Below are 17,133 nucleotides of genomic sequence, written 5' to 3'. Positions count from 1 at the left end.
GCACTCCCGAACAGTCCTTGGCCAGGAAGTCGAGGGCGGCTAGTTGTTGATAAGTTCTGCGGCAACCGCCGCCAGATCGTCAAAAATCAAGGTGCCTACCGGCAGGTTTTTCGCCTGGGTCTTTTCGCCTTTCCCGGTCTTTACCAAAACTGGCTGAGAGTCGACGGCTTTGGCCGCCTCCAGGTCACCGAGGCTGTCCCCGACGAACCATATCCCAGCTAAAGGCACCTTGTAATGTTCTGCAATGGTTTTCAACATGCCGGGTTTGGGTTTGCGGCAATCGCAGCCCTCATCCGGCCCGTGAGGGCAGTAAACCACCAGCCCCACCTCACCGCCCTGCTCCGCCACCAGCGTGCGCAAGCGCGCGTGCATGGCGTCCAGGGTGGCGATGTCGTAATAGCCACGGGCGATACCGGACTGGTTGGTGGCGATGGCCACCGTCCAGCCGGCTTTGCTCAACTGCGCGATGGCCTCGATCGAACCGGGCAGTGGAATCCATTCCGCCACCGACTTGATGTAAGCGTCGGAGTCGTAGTTGATCACCCCGTCCCGATCGAGAATCAGCAGTTTCAACATGATCAGCTCAGCGTCGAAATGTCAGCGATGTTGACGAACAAGCCACGCAGACGCGCCAGCATGGCGTAGCGGTTTTTCCGCACGCCGGCATCTTCGGCATTGATCATCACCGCTTCGAAGAACGCATCCACCGGCTCACGCAAGGTAGCCAGGCGTGCCAAGGCTTCGGCGTAATTGCGTTCGGCGATCAGCGGCTTCACTGCATTCTCTGCCTTGGCAATGGCCGAGTTCAGCGAGAACTCCTTGGCGTCGGCAAACAGGCCAGGGTCGACATCGGCGTTGCCCAGGCCTTCGGCCTTGCTCAGCAGGTTCGACACTCGCTTGTTCACGGCGGCCAGGGCATCGGCTTCCGGCAGCTTGCGGAAGGCCTGTACGGCTTGTACGCGCTGATCGAAGTCCAGCGCCGAACCCGGTTGCAGGGCACGTACCGACAGGTAGACGGAAACGTCCACGCCTTCGTCTTCATAACGCGCACGCAGGCGGTCGAACACGAACTCCAACACTTGCTCGGCCAGGCCGGCTTGCTTGACCTTGCCACCGAACTGGCCGACCGCGAACACCACGGCCTGGGTCAGGTCGAGGTCCAGCTTCTTGTCGATCAGGATACGCAGCACGCCCAGGGCCGCACGACGCAGGGCATACGGGTCTTTGCTACCGGTGGGCAACATGCCGATACCGAAGATACCGACCAGGGTATCCAGCTTGTCGGCAATGGCCACGGCCGCACCGGTCAGGGTGGTCGGCAGCTCGGCGCCGGCGCCACGCGGCATGTACTGCTCGTTCAGCGCCAGCGCGACATCGTCCGCCTCGCCATCGTTGAGGGCGTAGTAGTAACCGGCGACGCCCTGCATCTCTGGGAACTCGCCGACCATCTCGGTGGCCAGGTCGCACTTGGACAGCAAGCCTGCACGCGCAGCCCAGGCGGCATCACCGCCAATACGCGGGGCAATGTAGGCCGCCAGCTTGGAAACGCGCACAGCCTTGTCGTAGACGCTGCCGAGTTTTTCCTGGAACACCACGTTCTGCAGGCGCAGGTTGAAGTCTTCCAGCTTCTGCTTCTTGTCTTGCTTGAAGAAGAACTCGGCGTCAGTCAGGCGCGGGCGCACGACTTTTTCGTTACCGGCGATGATCTGCTGCGGGTCCTTGCTCTCGATGTTGGCCACGGTGATGAAACGCGGCAGTAACTTGCCGTCAACGTCCAGCAGGCAGAAATACTTCTGGTTGTCCTGCATGGTGGTGATCAGCGCTTCCTGCGGTACATCGAGGAAACGTTCCTCGAACGAGCACACCAGCGGTACCGGCCATTCAACCAACGCGGTCACTTCATCGAGCAGGCTGGGCGGCACGATGGCGGTGCCTTCCTGCAGTCGGGCCAGTTCTTCGGTGCGCTTGCTGATCAGCTCGCGACGCTCATTGGCGTCGGCCAGCACATAGGCGGCGCGCAAGTCGTCGAGGTAGTTGGCCGGCGAGGTGATGCGCACGCTTTGCGGGTGATGGAAGCGATGACCACGGGAATCACGGCCAGCCTTTTGGGCCAGTATGGTGCAGTCGATAACCTGGTCACCGAGCAGCATCACCAGCCACTGGGTTGGGCGCACGAACTCTTCCTTGCGAGCACCCCAGCGCATGCGCTTGGGGATAGGCAGGTCGTTCAATGAGTCTTCGACGATGGTTGGTAGCAGGCTGGCGGTCGGCTTGCCGGTAATGACTTGGCTGAAGCGCAGTTTAGGGCCGCTCTGGTCGATCTCGCTCAGCTCGACGCCACACTTCTTAGCGAAGCCCAGTGCGGCTTGGGTCGGGTTGCCTTCGGCGTCGAAAGCCGCCTGGCGTGGTGGGCCGTCGAGGTTGATGCTGCGGTCCGGCTGCTGGGTTTCCAGCGCGGTCAGCAACACGGCCAGGCGGCGCGGCGCGGCGTAGACTTTTTTCGCTTCAAACTTCAGGCCAGCGCTCTGCAGGCCTTTTTCGATACCGGCCAGGAACGCATCGGCCAGGGTATTGAGTGCCTTGGGTGGCAGCTCTTCGGTGCCCAGTTCAACCAGGAAATCTTGAGCACTCATTGTGCAGCCTCCAGCTTAGCCAACACTTCATCACGCAGGTCCGGGGTGGCCATCGGGAAGCCCAGCTTGGCGCGAGCCAGCAGGTAGGCTTGGGCGACGGAACGTGCCAGGGTGCGTACACGCAGGATGTATTGCTGACGCGCGGTTACCGAGATGGCACGGCGGGCGTCCAGCAGGTTGAAGGTATGGGACGCCTTCAACACCATTTCATAGCTTGGCAACGGCAGCGGCTGGTCGAGTTCGATCAGGCGCTTGGCTTCGCTTTCATAGAAGTCGAACAGTTCGAACAGTTTGTCGACGTTGGCGTGTTCGAAGTTGTAGGTCGATTGCTCCACTTCGTTCTGGTGGAACACATCGCCATAAGTCACTTTGCCGAACGGGCCGTCAGCCCACACCAGGTCGTAGACCGAATCCACGCCCTGCAGGTACATGGCCAGGCGTTCAAGACCGTAGGTGATCTCGCCGGTCACCGGGTAGCACTCGATGCCGCCGGCCTGCTGGAAGTAAGTGAATTGCGTCACTTCCATGCCGTTGAGCCAGACTTCCCAGCCCAGGCCCCAGGCGCCCAGGGTTGGGGATTCCCAGTTGTCTTCGACGAAACGGATGTCGTGCACCAGTGGGTCGAGGCCCACGTGCTTGAGCGAGCCCAGGTACAGTTCCTGGAAGTTGTCCGGGTTCGGCTTCAGGACTACCTGGAATTGATAGTAGTGCTGCAGACGGTTCGGGTTTTCGCCGTAGCGGCCGTCAGTCGGTCGACGACTGGGCTGCACGTAAGCGGCGTTCCAGGTTTCCGGGCCGATGGCCCGCAGGAATGTAGCGGTGTGGAAAGTGCCGGCGCCTACTTCCATATCGTAGGGCTGAAGTACCACACAACCTTGCTCGGCCCAGTATTGCTGGAGGGCGAGGATCAAGTCTTGGAAGGTACGCACGGCTGGCGTAGGCTGGCTCACGAAATTCACCTGTTACTTGGGCTGCGATTTAAAGAGCGGGAGTATACCCGATTCGGCCGCGCCACCATCCCCTGGAGCCTTATGCCACGCTGCTTTTGGTGTTCTGAAGATCCGCTGTACATGGCTTATCACGATCAGGAGTGGGGAACGCCGCTGCGCGATGCGCAGGGTTTGTTCGAGTTGCTTTTGCTCGAAGGGTTCCAGGCGGGCCTGTCCTGGATCACCGTTTTACGCAAACGCGAGCATTATCGAAAGGTCTTGTTTGGTTTTGATGCCCGGCGTTTGGCACAGCTGACCGATGCCGAGATCGAAGCACTGATGCTCGACCCAGGCATTGTGCGTAACCGCCTCAAGCTCAACGCCACCCGGCGCAACGCTGCGGCCTGGCTGGCGCTTGAAGATCCGGTGGGGTTGCTCTGGTCGTTTGTCGGCGGCGTGCCCAAGGTCAATCACTTCAAGGATCGCAGCGAAGTCCCGGCGATTACGCCGGAGGCTGAAGCCATGAGCAAAGCACTCAAGAAAGCCGGCTTCACCTTTGTCGGCCCTACCATCTGTTACGCGTTCATGCAGGCCTCGGGCATGGTCATGGACCACACTCAGGACTGCGACCGTTACGCTGACTTGGCCAACGCCGGTTAGAATGGCGGCTTTGCGCACCACACACGATCAGGAGTGACCTGTGGAAAAGTTTAAAGGCGCCTTGCTGGTAGGCGCTCTTCGGTTGTTTGCCCTGCTGCCATGGCACGCGGTGCAAGCCGTGGGTTCGGCCATCGGCTGGGTCATGTGGAAAACCCCCAACCGCTCCCGTGAAACGGTGCGGATCAACCTCTCAAAATGCTTCCCCGACATGGACCCCGCCGCGCGCGAGCGCCTGGTCGGCCAGAGCCTGAAGGACATCGGCAAGTCCCTGACCGAAAGCGCCTGCGCCTGGATCTGGCCGGCCCAGCGTTCCATCGACCTGGTGCGCGAAGTCGAAGGCCTTGAGGTGCTGCACGAAGCTCTGGCCTCGGGCAAAGGTGTAGTCGGCATCACCAGCCACCTGGGCAATTGGGAGGTGTTGAACCACTTCTATTGCAGCCAGTGCAAACCGATCATTTTTTACCGCCCGCCCAAGCTCAAGGCGGTGGATGAGTTGCTGCGCAAGCAGCGCGTACAACTGGGTAACCGCGTGGCGGCGTCCACCAAGGAAGGCATCCTCAGTGTGATCAAGGAAGTGCGCAAAGGCGGCCAGGTGGGTATTCCGGCCGACCCGGAGCCGGCCGAATCCGCGGGGATCTTCGTGCCGTTCTTCGCCACCCAGGCGCTCACCAGCAAGTTCGTGCCGAACATGCTCGCCGGCCACAAGGCCGTGGGGGTGTTCCTGCACGCACTGCGGCTGCCGGACGGTTCGGGCTACAAAGTGATCCTGGAAGCGGCGCCGGAAGACATGTACAGCACCGACACCGCCACCTCCTGCGCGGCGATGAGCAAGGTGGTGGAGCGCTACGTCGGCGCTTACCCGAGCCAGTACATGTGGAGCATGAAGCGCTTCAAGAAACGCCCGCCGGGTGAAGAGCGGTGGTATTGACCCAGAGCCAATACCAAACCAAATGTGGGAGGGGGCTTGCCCCGATAGCAGTGTGTCAGCCAATGCATATTTGACTGAACCGCCGCTATCGGGAGCAAGCCCCCTCCCACATTTTCGATCTGCTTAGCTTTGGCGGTCGAGTTTCTTCAGGAACACCGTCATCTCTTTCTCGGCCTGCTTGTCGCCATGGGCCTGGGCCGCTTCGATGCCCTTCTCCCACGCCTGTCGCGCTGCGGCGCTATCACCCTGACCCAACTGCGCCTTGCCCAACAACTTCCACGCCGCCGAATACTTCGGATCGAACTCGACGCACTTGCCTAGATGCTCCGCCGCCTTGGTATTGTCCTTCAAGTCCAGATAACCCTTGCCCAGCCCAAAGCGCAGCAGCGAGTTATCCACCCCCTTGGCGAGCATTTTTTCCAGGGATTCGAGCATGTCGGTCACTCCGGTTGATCAGAAAAAGCTCAATCCCACGTGGAACAACTTCTCCACATCGCGGATATGTTTTTTATCCACCAGGAACAGGATCACGTGGTCACCCGTGGCGATCACCGTGTCGTCGTGGGCGATGATCACTTCCTCATCACGAATAATTGCGCCAATGGTGGTGCCCGGCGGCAGGCCTATATCGCGGATGGCCTTGCCGATCACTTTGCTCGATTTCGAATCACCGTGGGCAATCGCCTCGATGGCCTCCGCCGCCCCCCGGCGCAGGGAGTGCACGCTGACGATATCGCCCCGGCGCACGTGGGCGAGCAAGGTACCGATGGTGGCCAGCTGCGGGCTGATGGCGATGTCGATATCGCCGCCCTGGATCAGGTCGACATAGGCCGGGTTGTTGATGATGGTCATCACCTTCTTCGCCCCCAGCCGCTTGGCCAGCAGCGACGACATGATGTTGGCCTCGTCATCGTTGGTCAGGGCCAGGAAGATGTCGGCGTCGGCGATGTTTTCTTCCATCAGCAGGTCGCGGTCCGAGGCGCTGCCTTGCAGTACGACAGTGCTGTCCAGGGTGTCGGACAAATGCCGGCAGCGTGCCGGGCTCATCTCGATGATCTTCACCTGGTAACGACTCTCGATCGCTTCGGCCAGGCGCTCGCCAATCTGTCCGCCGCCGGCGATGACGATGCGTTTGTAGTTCTCATCGAGCCGACGCATTTCACTCATAACGGCACGAATATTCGCTTTGGCAGCGATGAAGAATACTTCGTCATCGGCCTCGATCACCGTATCGCCCTGGGGCAGGATCGGCCGGTCACGCCGAAAAATCGCGGCTACGCGGGTTTCCACATTCGGCATGTGTTCACGCAGTTGACGCAACTGCTGACCCACCAGCGGCCCACCGTAATAGGCCTTCACAGCCACCAACTGCGCCTTGCCGCCAGCGAAGTCGATCACCTGCAAGGCGCCCGGAATTTCGATCAGGCGCTTGATGTAATGGGTCACCACTTGTTCCGGGCTGATCAACACGTCAACCGGAATAGCGTCGTTATCAAACAGCCCGGCGCGGGTCAGGTAGGCGGCTTCACGCACCCGGGCGATTTTGGTCGGGGTGTGGAACAGGGTATGGGCCACCTGGCACGCGACCATATTGGTCTCATCGCTGTTGGTAACGGCAACCAGCATGTCGGCATCGTCGGCGCCCGCCTGACGCAGCACGGTAGGAAACGATGCACGCCCTTGCACAGTGCGGATGTCCAGGCGGTCGCCCAGGTTGCGCAGGCGCTCGGCATCGGTGTCGACCACGGTGATGTCATTGGCTTCACCGGCCAAATGTTCGGCCAGTGTGCCGCCAACCTGCCCTGCTCCAAGGATGATGATTTTCATCCGGTCACTCCCTTAAACCCGTTCAGCCGCGCGCGGCGGCGATCTTGATCAGTTTGGCGTAGTAGAAACCATCATGCCCGCTTTCCTGCGCAAGTAACTGGCGGCCATGGGGCTGCTTGATACCGGCGGCCGTGGCGAGGTCCAGTTCCCGCGCGCCGCTGGTGCGGGCGAGGAAGGCTTGGATGACTTCGGTGTTTTCGGTCGGCATGGTGGAGCAGGTGGCGTAAAGCAGGATGCCGCCGACTTCGAGGGTCGGCCACAGTGCGTCGAGCAGTTCACCTTGCAGCACCGCCAGGGCGGCGATGTCGTCGGGTTGGCGGGTGAGCTTGATGTCCGGGTGACGGCGGATCACACCGGTGGCGGAACACGGCGCGTCGAGCAGGATGCGTTGGAACGGTTTGCCGTCCCACCAGCTGTCGGTGTCGCGGCCGTCGGCGGCGATCAGCTCGGCGCTGAGGCCCAGGCGTGCGAGGTTCTCCCGTACGCGTACCAGGCGCTTGGCTTCCAGATCGACAGCCACTACACCGGCCAGGTCCTTTTCAACTTCGAGGATATGACACGTCTTACCGCCCGGAGCACAGCAGGCGTCCAGTACACGCTGACCGGGAGCCAGGTCTAGCAGGTCGGCGGCCAGTTGCGCGGCTTCGTCCTGCACACTGATCCAGCCTTCGGCGAAGCCCGGCAGGCTGCGCACGTCGGTGGCCGCTTCCAGCACGATGCCGTCGGTGCTGTACACGCATGGCGTGGCGTTGATACCTGCGTTCGTCAGCAATTGCAGATACGCATCACGGCTGTGATGGCGACGATTGACCCGCAGGATCATCGGCGGGTGCGCATTGTTGGCCGCGCAAATGGCTTCCCATTGCTCGGGCCAGAAGGCCTTCAGGGATTTTTGCAGCCAGCGCGGGTGAGCGGTGCGCACCACCGGGTCATGTTCCAACTCGGCCAGCAGTGCTTCGCTTTCGCGCTGGGCGCGGCGCAGTACCGCGTTGAGCAGGGCCTTGGCCCAGGGCTTTTTCAGCTTGTCGGCGCAACCGACGGTTTCACCGATGGCGGCGTGGGCCGGCACGCGGGTGTAGAGCAGTTGATAGAGACCGACCAGCAGCAGCGCCTCGACATCAGCATCGGCCGCCTTAAACGGCTTTTGCAGCAGCTTGGCTGCCAGTGCCGACAACCGTGGTTGCCAGCGGGCGGTGCCGAAGGCCAGGTCTTGGGTGAAACCGCGATCGCGGTCTTCGACCTTGTCCAACTGCATGGGCAGCGAACTGTTCAGCGAAGCCTTGCCGTTGAGTACGGCGGCCAGAGCCTTGGCGGCGGCCAGACGTGGGTTCATTGGGCTGCCACCCCGAGGATCGTGCCCAGGGAAAATTTCTCACGTCGACTGTTGTACAAATCGCTGAAATTAAGCGCTTTGCCACCGGGCAATTGCAGACGGGTCAGGCACAGCGCCTGTTCGCCGCAAGCGACCAGCAGGCCGTCCTTGCTGGCGCCGATGATTTCACCGGGTGCGCCTTTGCCGTCGGCCAAGGTCGCGGCCAACACTTTCAAGGCTTCGCCATTGAGGGCGCTGTGGCAGATCGGCCACGGGTTGAAGGCACGCACCAGGCGTTCCAGCTCCACCGCCGGGCGGCTCCAGTCGATGCGGGCTTCGTCCTTGTTCAGCTTGTGGGCGTAGGTGGCCAGGTTGTCGTCCTGCACCTCACCGTGCAGGGTTCCGGCAGCGAGACCGGCAATGGCCTGAATCACGGCGGGCGGGCCCATCTCGGCGAGGCGGTCGTGCAGGCTGCCACCCGTGTCTGCGCCCGTGATCGGGGTGGTGACTTTGAGCAGCATCGGGCCGGTGTCCAAACCCGCCTCCATGCGCATCACGGTCACGCCGCTTTCGCTGTCGCCTGCCTCCACGGCACGTTGGATCGGCGCTGCACCGCGCCAGCGTGGCAGCAGTGAGGCGTGGCTGTTGATACAACCCAGGCGGGGAATATCCAGCACGACCTGGGGCAGGATCAAACCGTAGGCCACCACCACCAGCAGGTCCGGTTGCAGCGCCGCCAGTTCAGCCTGGGCCTCGGCGTTGCGCAGGGTCGGCGGTTGCAGCACGGGGATGTTGTGTTCCAGCGCCAACTGCTTGACCGGGCTCGGCATTAGTTTTTGCCCGCGACCGGCCGGGCGGTCCGGCTGGGTGTACACCGCGACGATGTCATAAGGGCTGGCAAGCAGGGCCTTGAGGTGTTCGGCGGCAAATTCAGGCGTGCCGGCAAAAACAATGCGCAATGGCTCGGTCATGGGAAGTCTCGGTTAAAAGCAGTCACAAAAGAAAAAGGCTTGCCGCAGCAAGCCTTTGGAAGGAGGGCATCAAGCTTGCTGGCGATGCTTTTTTTCCAGCTTCTTCTTGATCCGGTCGCGTTTGAGCGTGGACAGGTAATCGACAAACAGCTTGCCGTTGAGGTGGTCGCATTCGTGCTGGATGCACACGGCCAGCAGGCCTTCGGCGATCAGTTCGAACGGCTTGCCGTCGCGGTCCAGGGCCTTGATCTTCACGCGCAATGGCCGTTCGACGTTCTCGTAGAACTCCGGCACCGACAGGCAACCTTCCTGGTATTCGCCCATCTCGTCGGTCAGCGGTTCGAACTCGGGGTTGATGTACACCCGTGGTTCGCTGCGATCTTCCGACAGGTCCATGACCACGACGCGCTGATGCACGTTGACCTGGGTCGCGGCGAGGCCAATACCCGGGGCTTCATACATTGTTTCAAACATGTCATCGACCAGCTGACGAACCTTGTCGTCCACTACGGCCACCGGCTTGGCGATTGTGCGCAGGCGCGAGTCGGGGAATTCGAGGATGTTCAAAATAGCCATAAGCGTAATTGCTGCACATGTGAGGTAGAGGCAAATCGGCGGTGGGAATGGACCCATACGGCCGGTGTGAAACGCCCGAAAGCCGCGAAGGCTGTGGCATTTCACGCGAACGCACATAATAAAGGAGATTCACCCCATGAGGAAATCGCTACTCGTCTTGCTGCTATGGGCCCCGTTCGCCATGGCCCTGCTTCCACAACCCGGCCCGCGGCTGGATCAAGCGACGCAACAGGCCATTCAACGTTTCTTGTTACACAATCGCATTCTCGATACTCCCATGGACTTGGACAACGCGCCCTACGTCGTCGCGGCGGATGCAGGTCGGGTATTGGGCGCCCAGGGTGAGCGTGTATACGCCAGGGGCGTGTTGGACCCGGCCCAGCCAAGCTACGGGATCTTTCGCCGAGGCAAGGTCTACACCGATCCGCAAACCCGGGAGCTGTTGGGGATCAACGCCGACGACATCGGCACCGCACGGTTTGTGACGGCTGGCGACCTGAGCACCCTGGCCCTGCAGCGCGTGACCCAGGAAGTACGCCCCGGTGACCGTTTGCTCCGTGCTCAACCGCCTGTCGCACTGGACCGCGTAGAACGGTCGAAGCCCGTGCCTTTTATAGAAGGACACATCATCGACGTTCCCAAAGGCGTCACCCATATCGGCGTACTGGACGCCGTGACCCTGAATAAAGGTCGTCGCGAGGGGCTGGTCGAAGGCCAGTTGCTGAGCGTTATCAAAACCGGCGGCACCGTACGCGACACCCTCACTGGCGCTCCGGTGAAGCTTCCCGATGAGCGTGCCGGCACCCTGCTGGTGTTTCGCACCTACGAAAAGCTCAGCTACGGCCTGGTCCTCAGTGCCTCGCGCGCACTGGCGATAACGGACCGTTTCGAGACTGCCCCTCAAGCGCAATAAATAGCCTGCTAAATAAGTTACCAACAGAGTTATCCACAGCTTGTTCCGGTCAAGGATGATCAGATGTTTCCGATAAACAGCAGTGAAATTTCCCCTTCAGAACTGGAAGCCCGCCTACGCTTGCACAGGCTGCCGGAAGTAGGCCCGAAGCGTTTTAGGTTGTTAATCGAAGCGTTCGGTAGTGCCTCAAAGGCCATCAGTGCCCCTGCCAGTGCCTGGCGTTCTCTGGGATTGCCGCCCATCAGCGCCGATGCCCGACGTAGCCATGAAATTCGCGACGGTGCCAGTGAGGCATTGGCATGGTTGGAGCGTCAGGGCCAGCATTTGCTGATGTGGGACCAACCTGAGTACCCGGCACTGCTCGCCCAGATAGACGACGCCCCGCCACTTTTATTCGTCGCCGGCGACCCCGGGATCCTGGAAAAACCGCAACTGGCGATGGTCGGCAGCCGCCGTGCGTCCCGCCCCGGCATGGACACGGCCGCTGCATTTTCCCGCAGCCTGGCGAGCGCCGGTTTTGTCATCACCAGTGGCCTTGCGCTGGGTATCGACGGTGCGGCCCATCAAGCAGCGTTGGATGTGGGGGGGCATACAATCGGTGTACTCGGCACGGGCCTGGAAAATCTTTATCCACAGCGCCATCGGCGGCTTGCGGCGGCGATGATTGCCCAGGGCAGCGCCGTGGTTTCTGAGTTTCCGCTGGACGCCGCGCCCCAGGCCGGTAACTTTCCTCGGCGCAACCGCATCATCAGCGGCCTATCCCTGGGCGTGCTGGTGGTGGAAGCCAGCATGGCCAGCGGCTCGCTGATCACTGCCAAGCTTGCGGCCGAGCAAGGGCGAGAGGTGTATGCGATCCCGGGCTCCATCCATCATCCCGGAGCCAAGGGCTGTCACCAGTTGATCCGTGATGGCGCGATGCTGGTGGAGACCATTGAACACATCCTCGAAGGTTTGCGTGGCTGGCAGGCATTGTCGCGCCCGGCGCCGATGCCCGTCATACATCCTTTGGTGGCGCTGCTGCACGCGGCACCCCATACCAGCGAAGCCCTGGCGATTGCCAGCGGGCGCTCGTTGGCCCAGGTGCTGGCGACCCTCACGGAGTTGGAGCTTGAAGGCCAGGTGATCTGCGAAAGCGGGCGCTGGCTTGCGCGTCACCAGCTTTTGTAGCGGCCGGTTTTTTGGAACTAGGTTTTGTAAAGAAGATCGGTAAACTGCCCAGAGCTTTAGTCCGGAGAGTAAACAATGGTCAACAGGTGGCGTGTGCTGGAAGCCGCACGAGAAATTCGCGCAGGCGCGGTGATTGCCTATCCAACCGAAGCGGTCTGGGGCTTGGGCTGTGATCCTTGGAACGAAGAGGCGGTGGATCGGCTGCTGGCGATCAAGAACCGTTCAGTGGACAAGGGCCTGATCCTGGTGGCAGACAATATTCGCCAGTTCGACTTTCTGTTCGAAGACTTCCCGGATACCTGGATCGAACGTATGGCCAGCACCTGGCCTGGGCCGAATACCTGGCTGGTACCGCATCAGGATTTGTTGCCGGAATGGGTCACCGGTGTGCACGACACGGTGGCGCTGCGGGTGAGCGATCATCCACTGGTGCGGGATTTGTGCGCGCTGGTGGGACCGTTGATTTCTACCTCAGCCAACCCCCAGGGCCGCCCGGCGGCACGCACGCGGATTCGTGTGGAGCAGTATTTCCGCGGGCAGGTGGATTTGGTTTTGGGTGGTGCCTTGGGTGGGCGCAAGAACCCGAGCCTGATTCGTGATTTGGCAACGGGTGAGGTGGTGCGGCCTTCCTGAGACCGCGTCGCATCCATCGCGGGCAAGCGACCTCCCACATTGAACCGCGTCCGTCATGACAACACGGTCAAATGTGGGAGGCGCTTGCCCCCGAAGATTCCCTCAAGGCAACAGAATTGTCGACCCAGTGGTACGCCGCCCCGACAACTCCGTCTGTGCCTTCGCCGCGTCTGCCAGCGAATACCGCTGGTTGATATCAATGCGCACCTTGCCGCTCTTGATCATCGAAAACAGATCATCCGCCATCATCTGCAAGTTCGCCGGGTTGTTGGCGTAGGTCGCCAGGGTCGGCCGTGTTACGTACAGCGAGCCTTTGGCCGCGAGTATCCCCAGGTTCACCCCATCCACCGCGCCCGAAGCATTGCCGAAGCTCACCACCAGACCACGTGGTGCCACGCTGTCCAATGAGGTCAGCCAGGTGTCCTTGCCGACACCGTCGTACACCACGGGCACCTTTTTGCCGTCGGTCAATTCCAGCACGCGTTGTGCGACGTTTTCCTTGCTGTAGTCGATGGTTTCCCACGCGCCGAGGGATTTGGCCAGGGCGGCTTTCTCTGGCGAGCTGACGGTGCCGATCAGCTTCACGCCCAGTGCCTTGGCCCATTGGCAGGCCAGGGAGCCCACGCCACCAGCAGCGGCGTGGAACAGGATGGTCTCGCCAGCTTTCAGCTCATAGGTCTGGCGCAGCAGGTATTGCACGGTGAGGCCCTTGAGCATGGCACCGGCGGCTTGTTCGAAGCTGATGTCGTCCGGCAGGTGCACCAGGTTGGCGGCGGGCAGCACGTGCAATTCGCTGTAGGCCCCGAGCGGGCCACTGCCGTAGGCCACGCGGTCACCGACTTTAAATTGCGTGACTTGGCTGCCCACCGCATCAACCACGCCGGCGCCTTCTGCGCCCAACCCCGATGGCAGGGCCGGCGGCGCGTAAAGGCCGCTGCGGAAATAGGTATCGATGAAGTTCAGGCCAATCGCCTCGTTACGCACTCGAACCTGCTGCGGGCCCGGCTCTGCCGGTGTGTAGTCCACATATTCAAGTACGTCGGGGCCGCCATGGGCGCTGAACTGGATACGTTTGGCCATCTGCACATCTCCTTGGGTCGATCTCGCGTAGCTCCCTATCGGACTCCTAAGCTTGATCTTCGTCAACTGTGGCGACATGGAGTGCGGTGGTATCCTGTGCGCCCATTTGCCGCCGACGCCCCACGGCCTCGCGTAGCTTTGCCCGATTCAAGGTGATGCCATGACTACCCGCACCGAGGCTGTAAAGGCCTACCTGCTCGACCTGCAAGACCGCATTTGCAGCGCCCTGGAAACCTTCGAGACGGACACTCGCTTTATCGAAGACGCCTGGACCCGGCCTGCCGGCGGTGGCGGTCGCACCCGTGTGATCGAAAACGGTTCGGTCATCGAAAAGGGCGGCGTTAACTTTTCCCACGTATTCGGCAGCGGCCTTCCTCCGTCAGCCAGTGCGCATCGCCCTGAACTGGCCGGTCGCGGCTTTGAAGCCCTGGGCGTGTCGCTGGTGATTCATCCGCACAACCCGCACGTGCCGACGTCCCACGCCAACGTGCGTTTTTTCATCGCCGAAAAAGAAGGCGAAGAGCCGGTGTGGTGGTTCGGCGGCGGCTTCGACCTCACGCCCTACTACGGCAACGAAGAAGACTGCATTCACTGGCACCGCGTGGCCGAGCAGGCCTGCGCGCCCTTTGGCCCGGACGTTTACTCGCGCTACAAGGCCTGGTGCGATACCTACTTCCACATCAAGCACCGCAACGAGCCCCGTGGCATCGGCGGCCTGTTCTTCGATGACTTGAACGAGTGGGACTTCGACACCTGCTTCGCGTTTATCCGCGCCATCGGCGATGCCTACATCGACGCCTACCTGCCGATTGTGCAGCGCCGCAAAGCCAGCGCTTATACCGAACAGCAACGCCAGTTCCAGGAATTCCGTCGCGGCCGTTACGTGGAATTCAACCTGGTCTATGACCGTGGCACTTTGTTCGGCCTGCAATCTGGCGGCCGTACCGAGTCGATCCTGATGTCGCTGCCGCCCCAAGTGCGCTGGAGCTACGACTGGAAAGCCGAGGCCGGCAGCGAAGAAGCGCGCCTCACCGACTACTTCCTGCAAGACCGCGACTGGCTGGGCGTCGCCGCGCCCAAGGCGGATGTCTGATGGATCATTATGTGGTGTTCGGCAACCCCATCGGCCACAGCAAGTCGCCGCTGATTCACCGTATGTTCGCTGAGCAGACCGGCGAGCAACTGGACTACAGCACCTTGCTCGCGCCCCTGGAGGATTTCACTGGCTGTGCCCGTGAGTTTTTCCAACAGGGCCGAGGTGCCAACGTTACCGTGCCGTTCAAGGAAGACGCCTACCGCCTGGCCAACAGCCTCACCGAACGCGCCCAGCGTGCCGGGGCGGTGAACACCTTGAGCAAACTGGCTGACGGCACGTTGCTCGGCGACAACACCGACGGCGCCGGCCTGGTACGTGACCTGACGGTAAACGCCGGCTTGAATCTGCAAGGCAAACGCATCCTGTTGCTGGGCGCGGGTGGCGCGGTAAGGGGCGCGTTGGAGCCGTTGCTGGCTGAACGGCCCGCTTCGTTGATCATCGCCAACCGCACCGTGGAAAAAGCCGAATTGCTCGCCGAGCTGTTCGACGACCTGGGCCCGGTGTCTGCCAGTGGTTTCGACTGGCTGCGTGAGCCGGTGGACGTGATCATCAATGCCACGTCCGCCAGCCTATCAGGTGATGTACCGCCGATTGCCGGCAGCCTGATCGAACCGGGCAACACGTTTTGCTACGACATGATGTACGCCAAGGAACCGACTGCGTTCTGCCGTTGGGCCAACGAGCAAGGCGCAGCCGTGGCGATGGATGGCCTGGGCATGCTGGTGGAGCAAGCGGCTGAAGCGTTCTTCCTGTGGCGCGGTGTGCGCCCGGATTCGGCGCCGGTGTTGGCTGAACTGCGCCGGCAGTTGGCCTGACACTAAACAAAATGGGGGGGTATTCAGTCTTCGAAATGAATGGGGCAGTTGTCGGCCCCCTCAAGTTTTCTCAACTCCTCGACGACTTGCGGCCTGGCGCGGCGCAATGTCAGGCTACGGCCCAGCCCCCTAAGGCGACGCGCCTCCTGGTGCAGCATCTCCACCCCGGAATAGTCGATAAAGTTGATCTGCTGCGCCTCGATCACCACCCGCTCACCCTGCAAGCTTTGCAGGCGCACTTGCAGGTAATGGCTGGCGCCAAAGAAGATCGACCCGCCCACCCGCAGCACATCCTCTTCTCCATCACGCCATTGTTGAACCCGTGGCTGTGAGGTGCGCTTGAGGTAGAAAAACAACGACGCCAACACGCCCGCATAAATCGCCGTTTGCAACTCAAGCAGCAAGGTGGCGACACAGGTCAGGCTCATCACCACGAATTCTGCACGGCTCACGCGGAACAACGCACGAATACCCCGCCGATCCACCAGGCCCCAGGAAATCAGCAAGATGCTGGCGGCCATGCTCGGGATGGGAATATGCGCGATCAGTGCGGCGCCAAACAGCGCAAACAAGGCCACCCATAATGCGGAAAATACCCCTGCCAGCGGCGAACAGGCGCCTGCCTCATAGCTGAGGCCGGAGCGGGTGAAGGACCCTGCCGACAGATACCCGGAGAAAAATCCGCCAACGATGTTGGATAAACCCTGCGCACGAACTTCCTGGTTGGCATCAAGCAATTGTTGCGAGCGTGCCGACAGCGAACGCGCAATCGACAGGCTGGTCACCAGCCCGAGCATGCCCACCGCAACGGCGCTGGGCAGCAGGCGCAGGATCATGTCCAGATCCAGCGGCAACGGGCTGAACGGCGGCAGCTTGCCGATAAACGAGCTGACCAGCGCCACATGCCCGAACGCCCCCGGCCACAGCCAGGCTGCCAGGCTGCCCAAGCCCAGGGCGATCAGCAGCGTTGGCCAGCGAGGCACAAGGTATTTGAGCAGTGCGCCCACCAGCAAAGTACCGAGCCCAAGGGCAAGGGATGCGTGGTCCCACTCGCCAGCGTGGTCGATCAGCGCCAGCAGGCTATTGATCGCGGTGGCCTGGCTCGGTAAATCCAGGCCCAGCAGATTAGGCAGCTGCCCCAGGGCAATCACCACGGCGGCGCCCAAGGTGAAACCCAGCACCACCGAATGCGAGACGAAGTTCACCAACGCACCAAAGCGCAGCATGCCCAGCAGCCACTGGAACACCCCGGCCAGGAATGTCAGCAACAGGATCAGGGTGATGTAGTCCTGAGACCCCGGCACGGCCAATGGGCTGACGCTGGCGTACAGCACGATGGAAATCGCCGCCGTGGGGCCACAGATCAGGTGCCAGGATGAACCCCACAGGCACGCGATCAGCACCGGGATGATCGCGGCGTACAGACCGTACTCTGGTGGGAGACCGGCGATCAGCGCGTAGGCAATCGATTGGGGCAGCGCGAGCACGGCGCCGCTGAGGCCGACCAGCGCGTCCCGGCCGACGCTGGCGCGCGTCTGGCGCGCAAGCCAACTGAGGAAGGGGAAGAGTGTATGGCGGTTGGGCCGGGGCATT

Annotated in this window: 17 protein-coding genes; 7 read left to right on the top strand and 10 right to left on the bottom strand. The window is 61.6% G+C overall.

The window, feature by feature from the left end; all coding sequences use genetic code 11:
- Nucleotides 1-39: 39 nt before the first annotated feature.
- From gmhB to glyQ, 3 genes are read right to left on the bottom strand one after another with little or no spacing between them, the layout of a single operon-like run.
- Nucleotides 40-579, bottom strand: a complete 540-nt coding sequence (gene gmhB / locus FBY10_RS26760; protein ID WP_178116801.1) for a D-glycero-beta-D-manno-heptose 1,7-bisphosphate 7-phosphatase — start codon at nt 577-579, stop codon at nt 40-42.
- Nucleotides 579-2,633 carry a glycine--tRNA ligase subunit beta gene (gene glyS, locus FBY10_RS26755; protein WP_145338373.1) on the bottom strand — a complete coding sequence of 685 codons (2,055 nt, stop codon included), beginning with the start codon at nt 2,631-2,633 and terminating at the stop codon, nt 579-581. Before glyS ends, gmhB begins: the two co-directional genes overlap by 1 nt.
- Nucleotides 2,630-3,583 carry a glycine--tRNA ligase subunit alpha gene (glyQ, locus tag FBY10_RS26750; RefSeq protein WP_003187265.1) on the bottom strand — a complete coding sequence of 318 codons (954 nt, stop codon included), beginning with the start codon at nt 3,581-3,583 and terminating at the stop codon, nt 2,630-2,632. Before glyQ ends, glyS begins: the two co-directional genes overlap by 4 nt.
- A gap of 81 nt (nt 3,584-3,664) precedes the next feature.
- Here glyQ and FBY10_RS26745 point away from each other — a divergent pair, with 81 nt between their 5' ends.
- Nucleotides 3,665-4,222 carry a DNA-3-methyladenine glycosylase I gene (locus FBY10_RS26745; RefSeq protein WP_145338372.1) on the top strand — a complete coding sequence of 186 codons (558 nt, stop codon included), beginning with the start codon at nt 3,665-3,667 and terminating at the stop codon, nt 4,220-4,222.
- 40 nt (nt 4,223-4,262) lie between these two features.
- Nucleotides 4,263-5,150 (top strand): lysophospholipid acyltransferase, encoded by an 888-nt coding sequence (locus FBY10_RS26740; RefSeq protein WP_145338371.1) that lies wholly within the window; start codon nt 4,263-4,265, stop codon nt 5,148-5,150.
- A 123-nt stretch (nt 5,151-5,273) separates the two neighbouring features.
- Here the strand turns inward: FBY10_RS26740 and FBY10_RS26735 are convergent, their stop codons facing one another.
- The 5 genes from FBY10_RS26735 to def form a co-directional block, all read right to left on the bottom strand.
- Complete coding sequence (locus FBY10_RS26735) at nt 5,274-5,585, bottom strand: lipopolysaccharide assembly protein LapB (RefSeq protein WP_131699620.1); 312 nt, start codon at nt 5,583-5,585, stop codon at nt 5,274-5,276.
- 18 nt (nt 5,586-5,603) lie between these two features.
- The gene (gene trkA / locus FBY10_RS26730; RefSeq protein WP_131699619.1) at nt 5,604-6,977 is read right to left on the bottom strand and encodes a Trk system potassium transporter TrkA; all 1,374 of its coding nucleotides are present in this window, start codon (nt 6,975-6,977) and stop codon (nt 5,604-5,606) included.
- A gap of 22 nt (nt 6,978-6,999) precedes the next feature.
- The gene (gene rsmB / locus FBY10_RS26725) at nt 7,000-8,310 is read right to left on the bottom strand and encodes a 16S rRNA (cytosine(967)-C(5))-methyltransferase RsmB (protein ID WP_131699618.1); all 1,311 of its coding nucleotides are present in this window, start codon (nt 8,308-8,310) and stop codon (nt 7,000-7,002) included.
- On the bottom strand, nt 8,307-9,260 hold the full coding sequence (gene fmt / locus FBY10_RS26720; protein WP_131699617.1) for a methionyl-tRNA formyltransferase: 954 nt from the start codon (nt 9,258-9,260) through the stop codon (nt 8,307-8,309). The genes rsmB and fmt overlap by 4 nt, the downstream gene beginning before the upstream one ends.
- Before the next feature lie 69 nt (nt 9,261-9,329).
- Entirely contained in the window at nt 9,330-9,836 is a 507-nt protein-coding gene (gene def, locus FBY10_RS26715; RefSeq protein WP_053127413.1) for a peptide deformylase, read from the bottom strand.
- Between the two features lie 136 nt (nt 9,837-9,972).
- On the opposite strand from def, the gene FBY10_RS26710 reads away from it, so the two are divergent.
- The 3 genes from FBY10_RS26710 (at nt 9,973) to FBY10_RS26700 (ending at nt 12,549) form a co-directional block, all read left to right on the top strand.
- Nucleotides 9,973-10,749, top strand: coding sequence for a peptidoglycan-binding protein (locus FBY10_RS26710; RefSeq protein WP_145338370.1), 777 nt, complete (start codon nt 9,973-9,975; stop codon nt 10,747-10,749).
- 63 nt (nt 10,750-10,812) lie between these two features.
- Nucleotides 10,813-11,916, top strand: a complete 1,104-nt coding sequence (dprA, locus tag FBY10_RS26705) for a DNA-processing protein DprA (RefSeq protein ID WP_131699615.1) — start codon at nt 10,813-10,815, stop codon at nt 11,914-11,916.
- A 75-nt stretch (nt 11,917-11,991) separates the two neighbouring features.
- Nucleotides 11,992-12,549 carry an L-threonylcarbamoyladenylate synthase gene (locus FBY10_RS26700; RefSeq protein ID WP_027608149.1) on the top strand — a complete coding sequence of 186 codons (558 nt, stop codon included), beginning with the start codon at nt 11,992-11,994 and terminating at the stop codon, nt 12,547-12,549.
- A 102-nt stretch (nt 12,550-12,651) separates the two neighbouring features.
- Here the strand turns inward: FBY10_RS26700 and FBY10_RS26695 are convergent, their stop codons facing one another.
- On the bottom strand, nt 12,652-13,629 hold the full coding sequence (locus FBY10_RS26695; RefSeq protein WP_131699614.1) for a quinone oxidoreductase: 978 nt from the start codon (nt 13,627-13,629) through the stop codon (nt 12,652-12,654).
- A 160-nt stretch (nt 13,630-13,789) separates the two neighbouring features.
- Here FBY10_RS26695 and hemF point away from each other — a divergent pair, with 160 nt between their 5' ends.
- Nucleotides 13,790-14,722, top strand: a complete 933-nt coding sequence (gene hemF, locus FBY10_RS26690; protein WP_145338369.1) for an oxygen-dependent coproporphyrinogen oxidase — start codon at nt 13,790-13,792, stop codon at nt 14,720-14,722.
- Nucleotides 14,722-15,540 (top strand): shikimate dehydrogenase, encoded by an 819-nt coding sequence (gene aroE, locus FBY10_RS26685; RefSeq protein WP_145338368.1) that lies wholly within the window; start codon nt 14,722-14,724, stop codon nt 15,538-15,540. Before hemF ends, aroE begins: the two co-directional genes overlap by 1 nt.
- A 23-nt stretch (nt 15,541-15,563) precedes the next feature.
- Here the strand turns inward: aroE and FBY10_RS26680 are convergent, their stop codons facing one another.
- Entirely contained in the window at nt 15,564-17,132 is a 1,569-nt protein-coding gene (locus FBY10_RS26680) for a SulP family inorganic anion transporter (RefSeq protein WP_145338367.1), read from the bottom strand.
- Between the last annotated feature and the right edge of the window lies 1 nt (nt 17,133).

Source organism: Pseudomonas sp. SJZ103, from assembly GCF_007828335.1.
In the GTDB taxonomy this organism is placed as follows: Bacteria; Pseudomonadota; Gammaproteobacteria; order Pseudomonadales; family Pseudomonadaceae; genus Aquipseudomonas.
The sequence above is the reverse complement of the archived record's forward strand: the minus strand, read 5'-3'. Positions and strand labels throughout refer to the sequence as shown.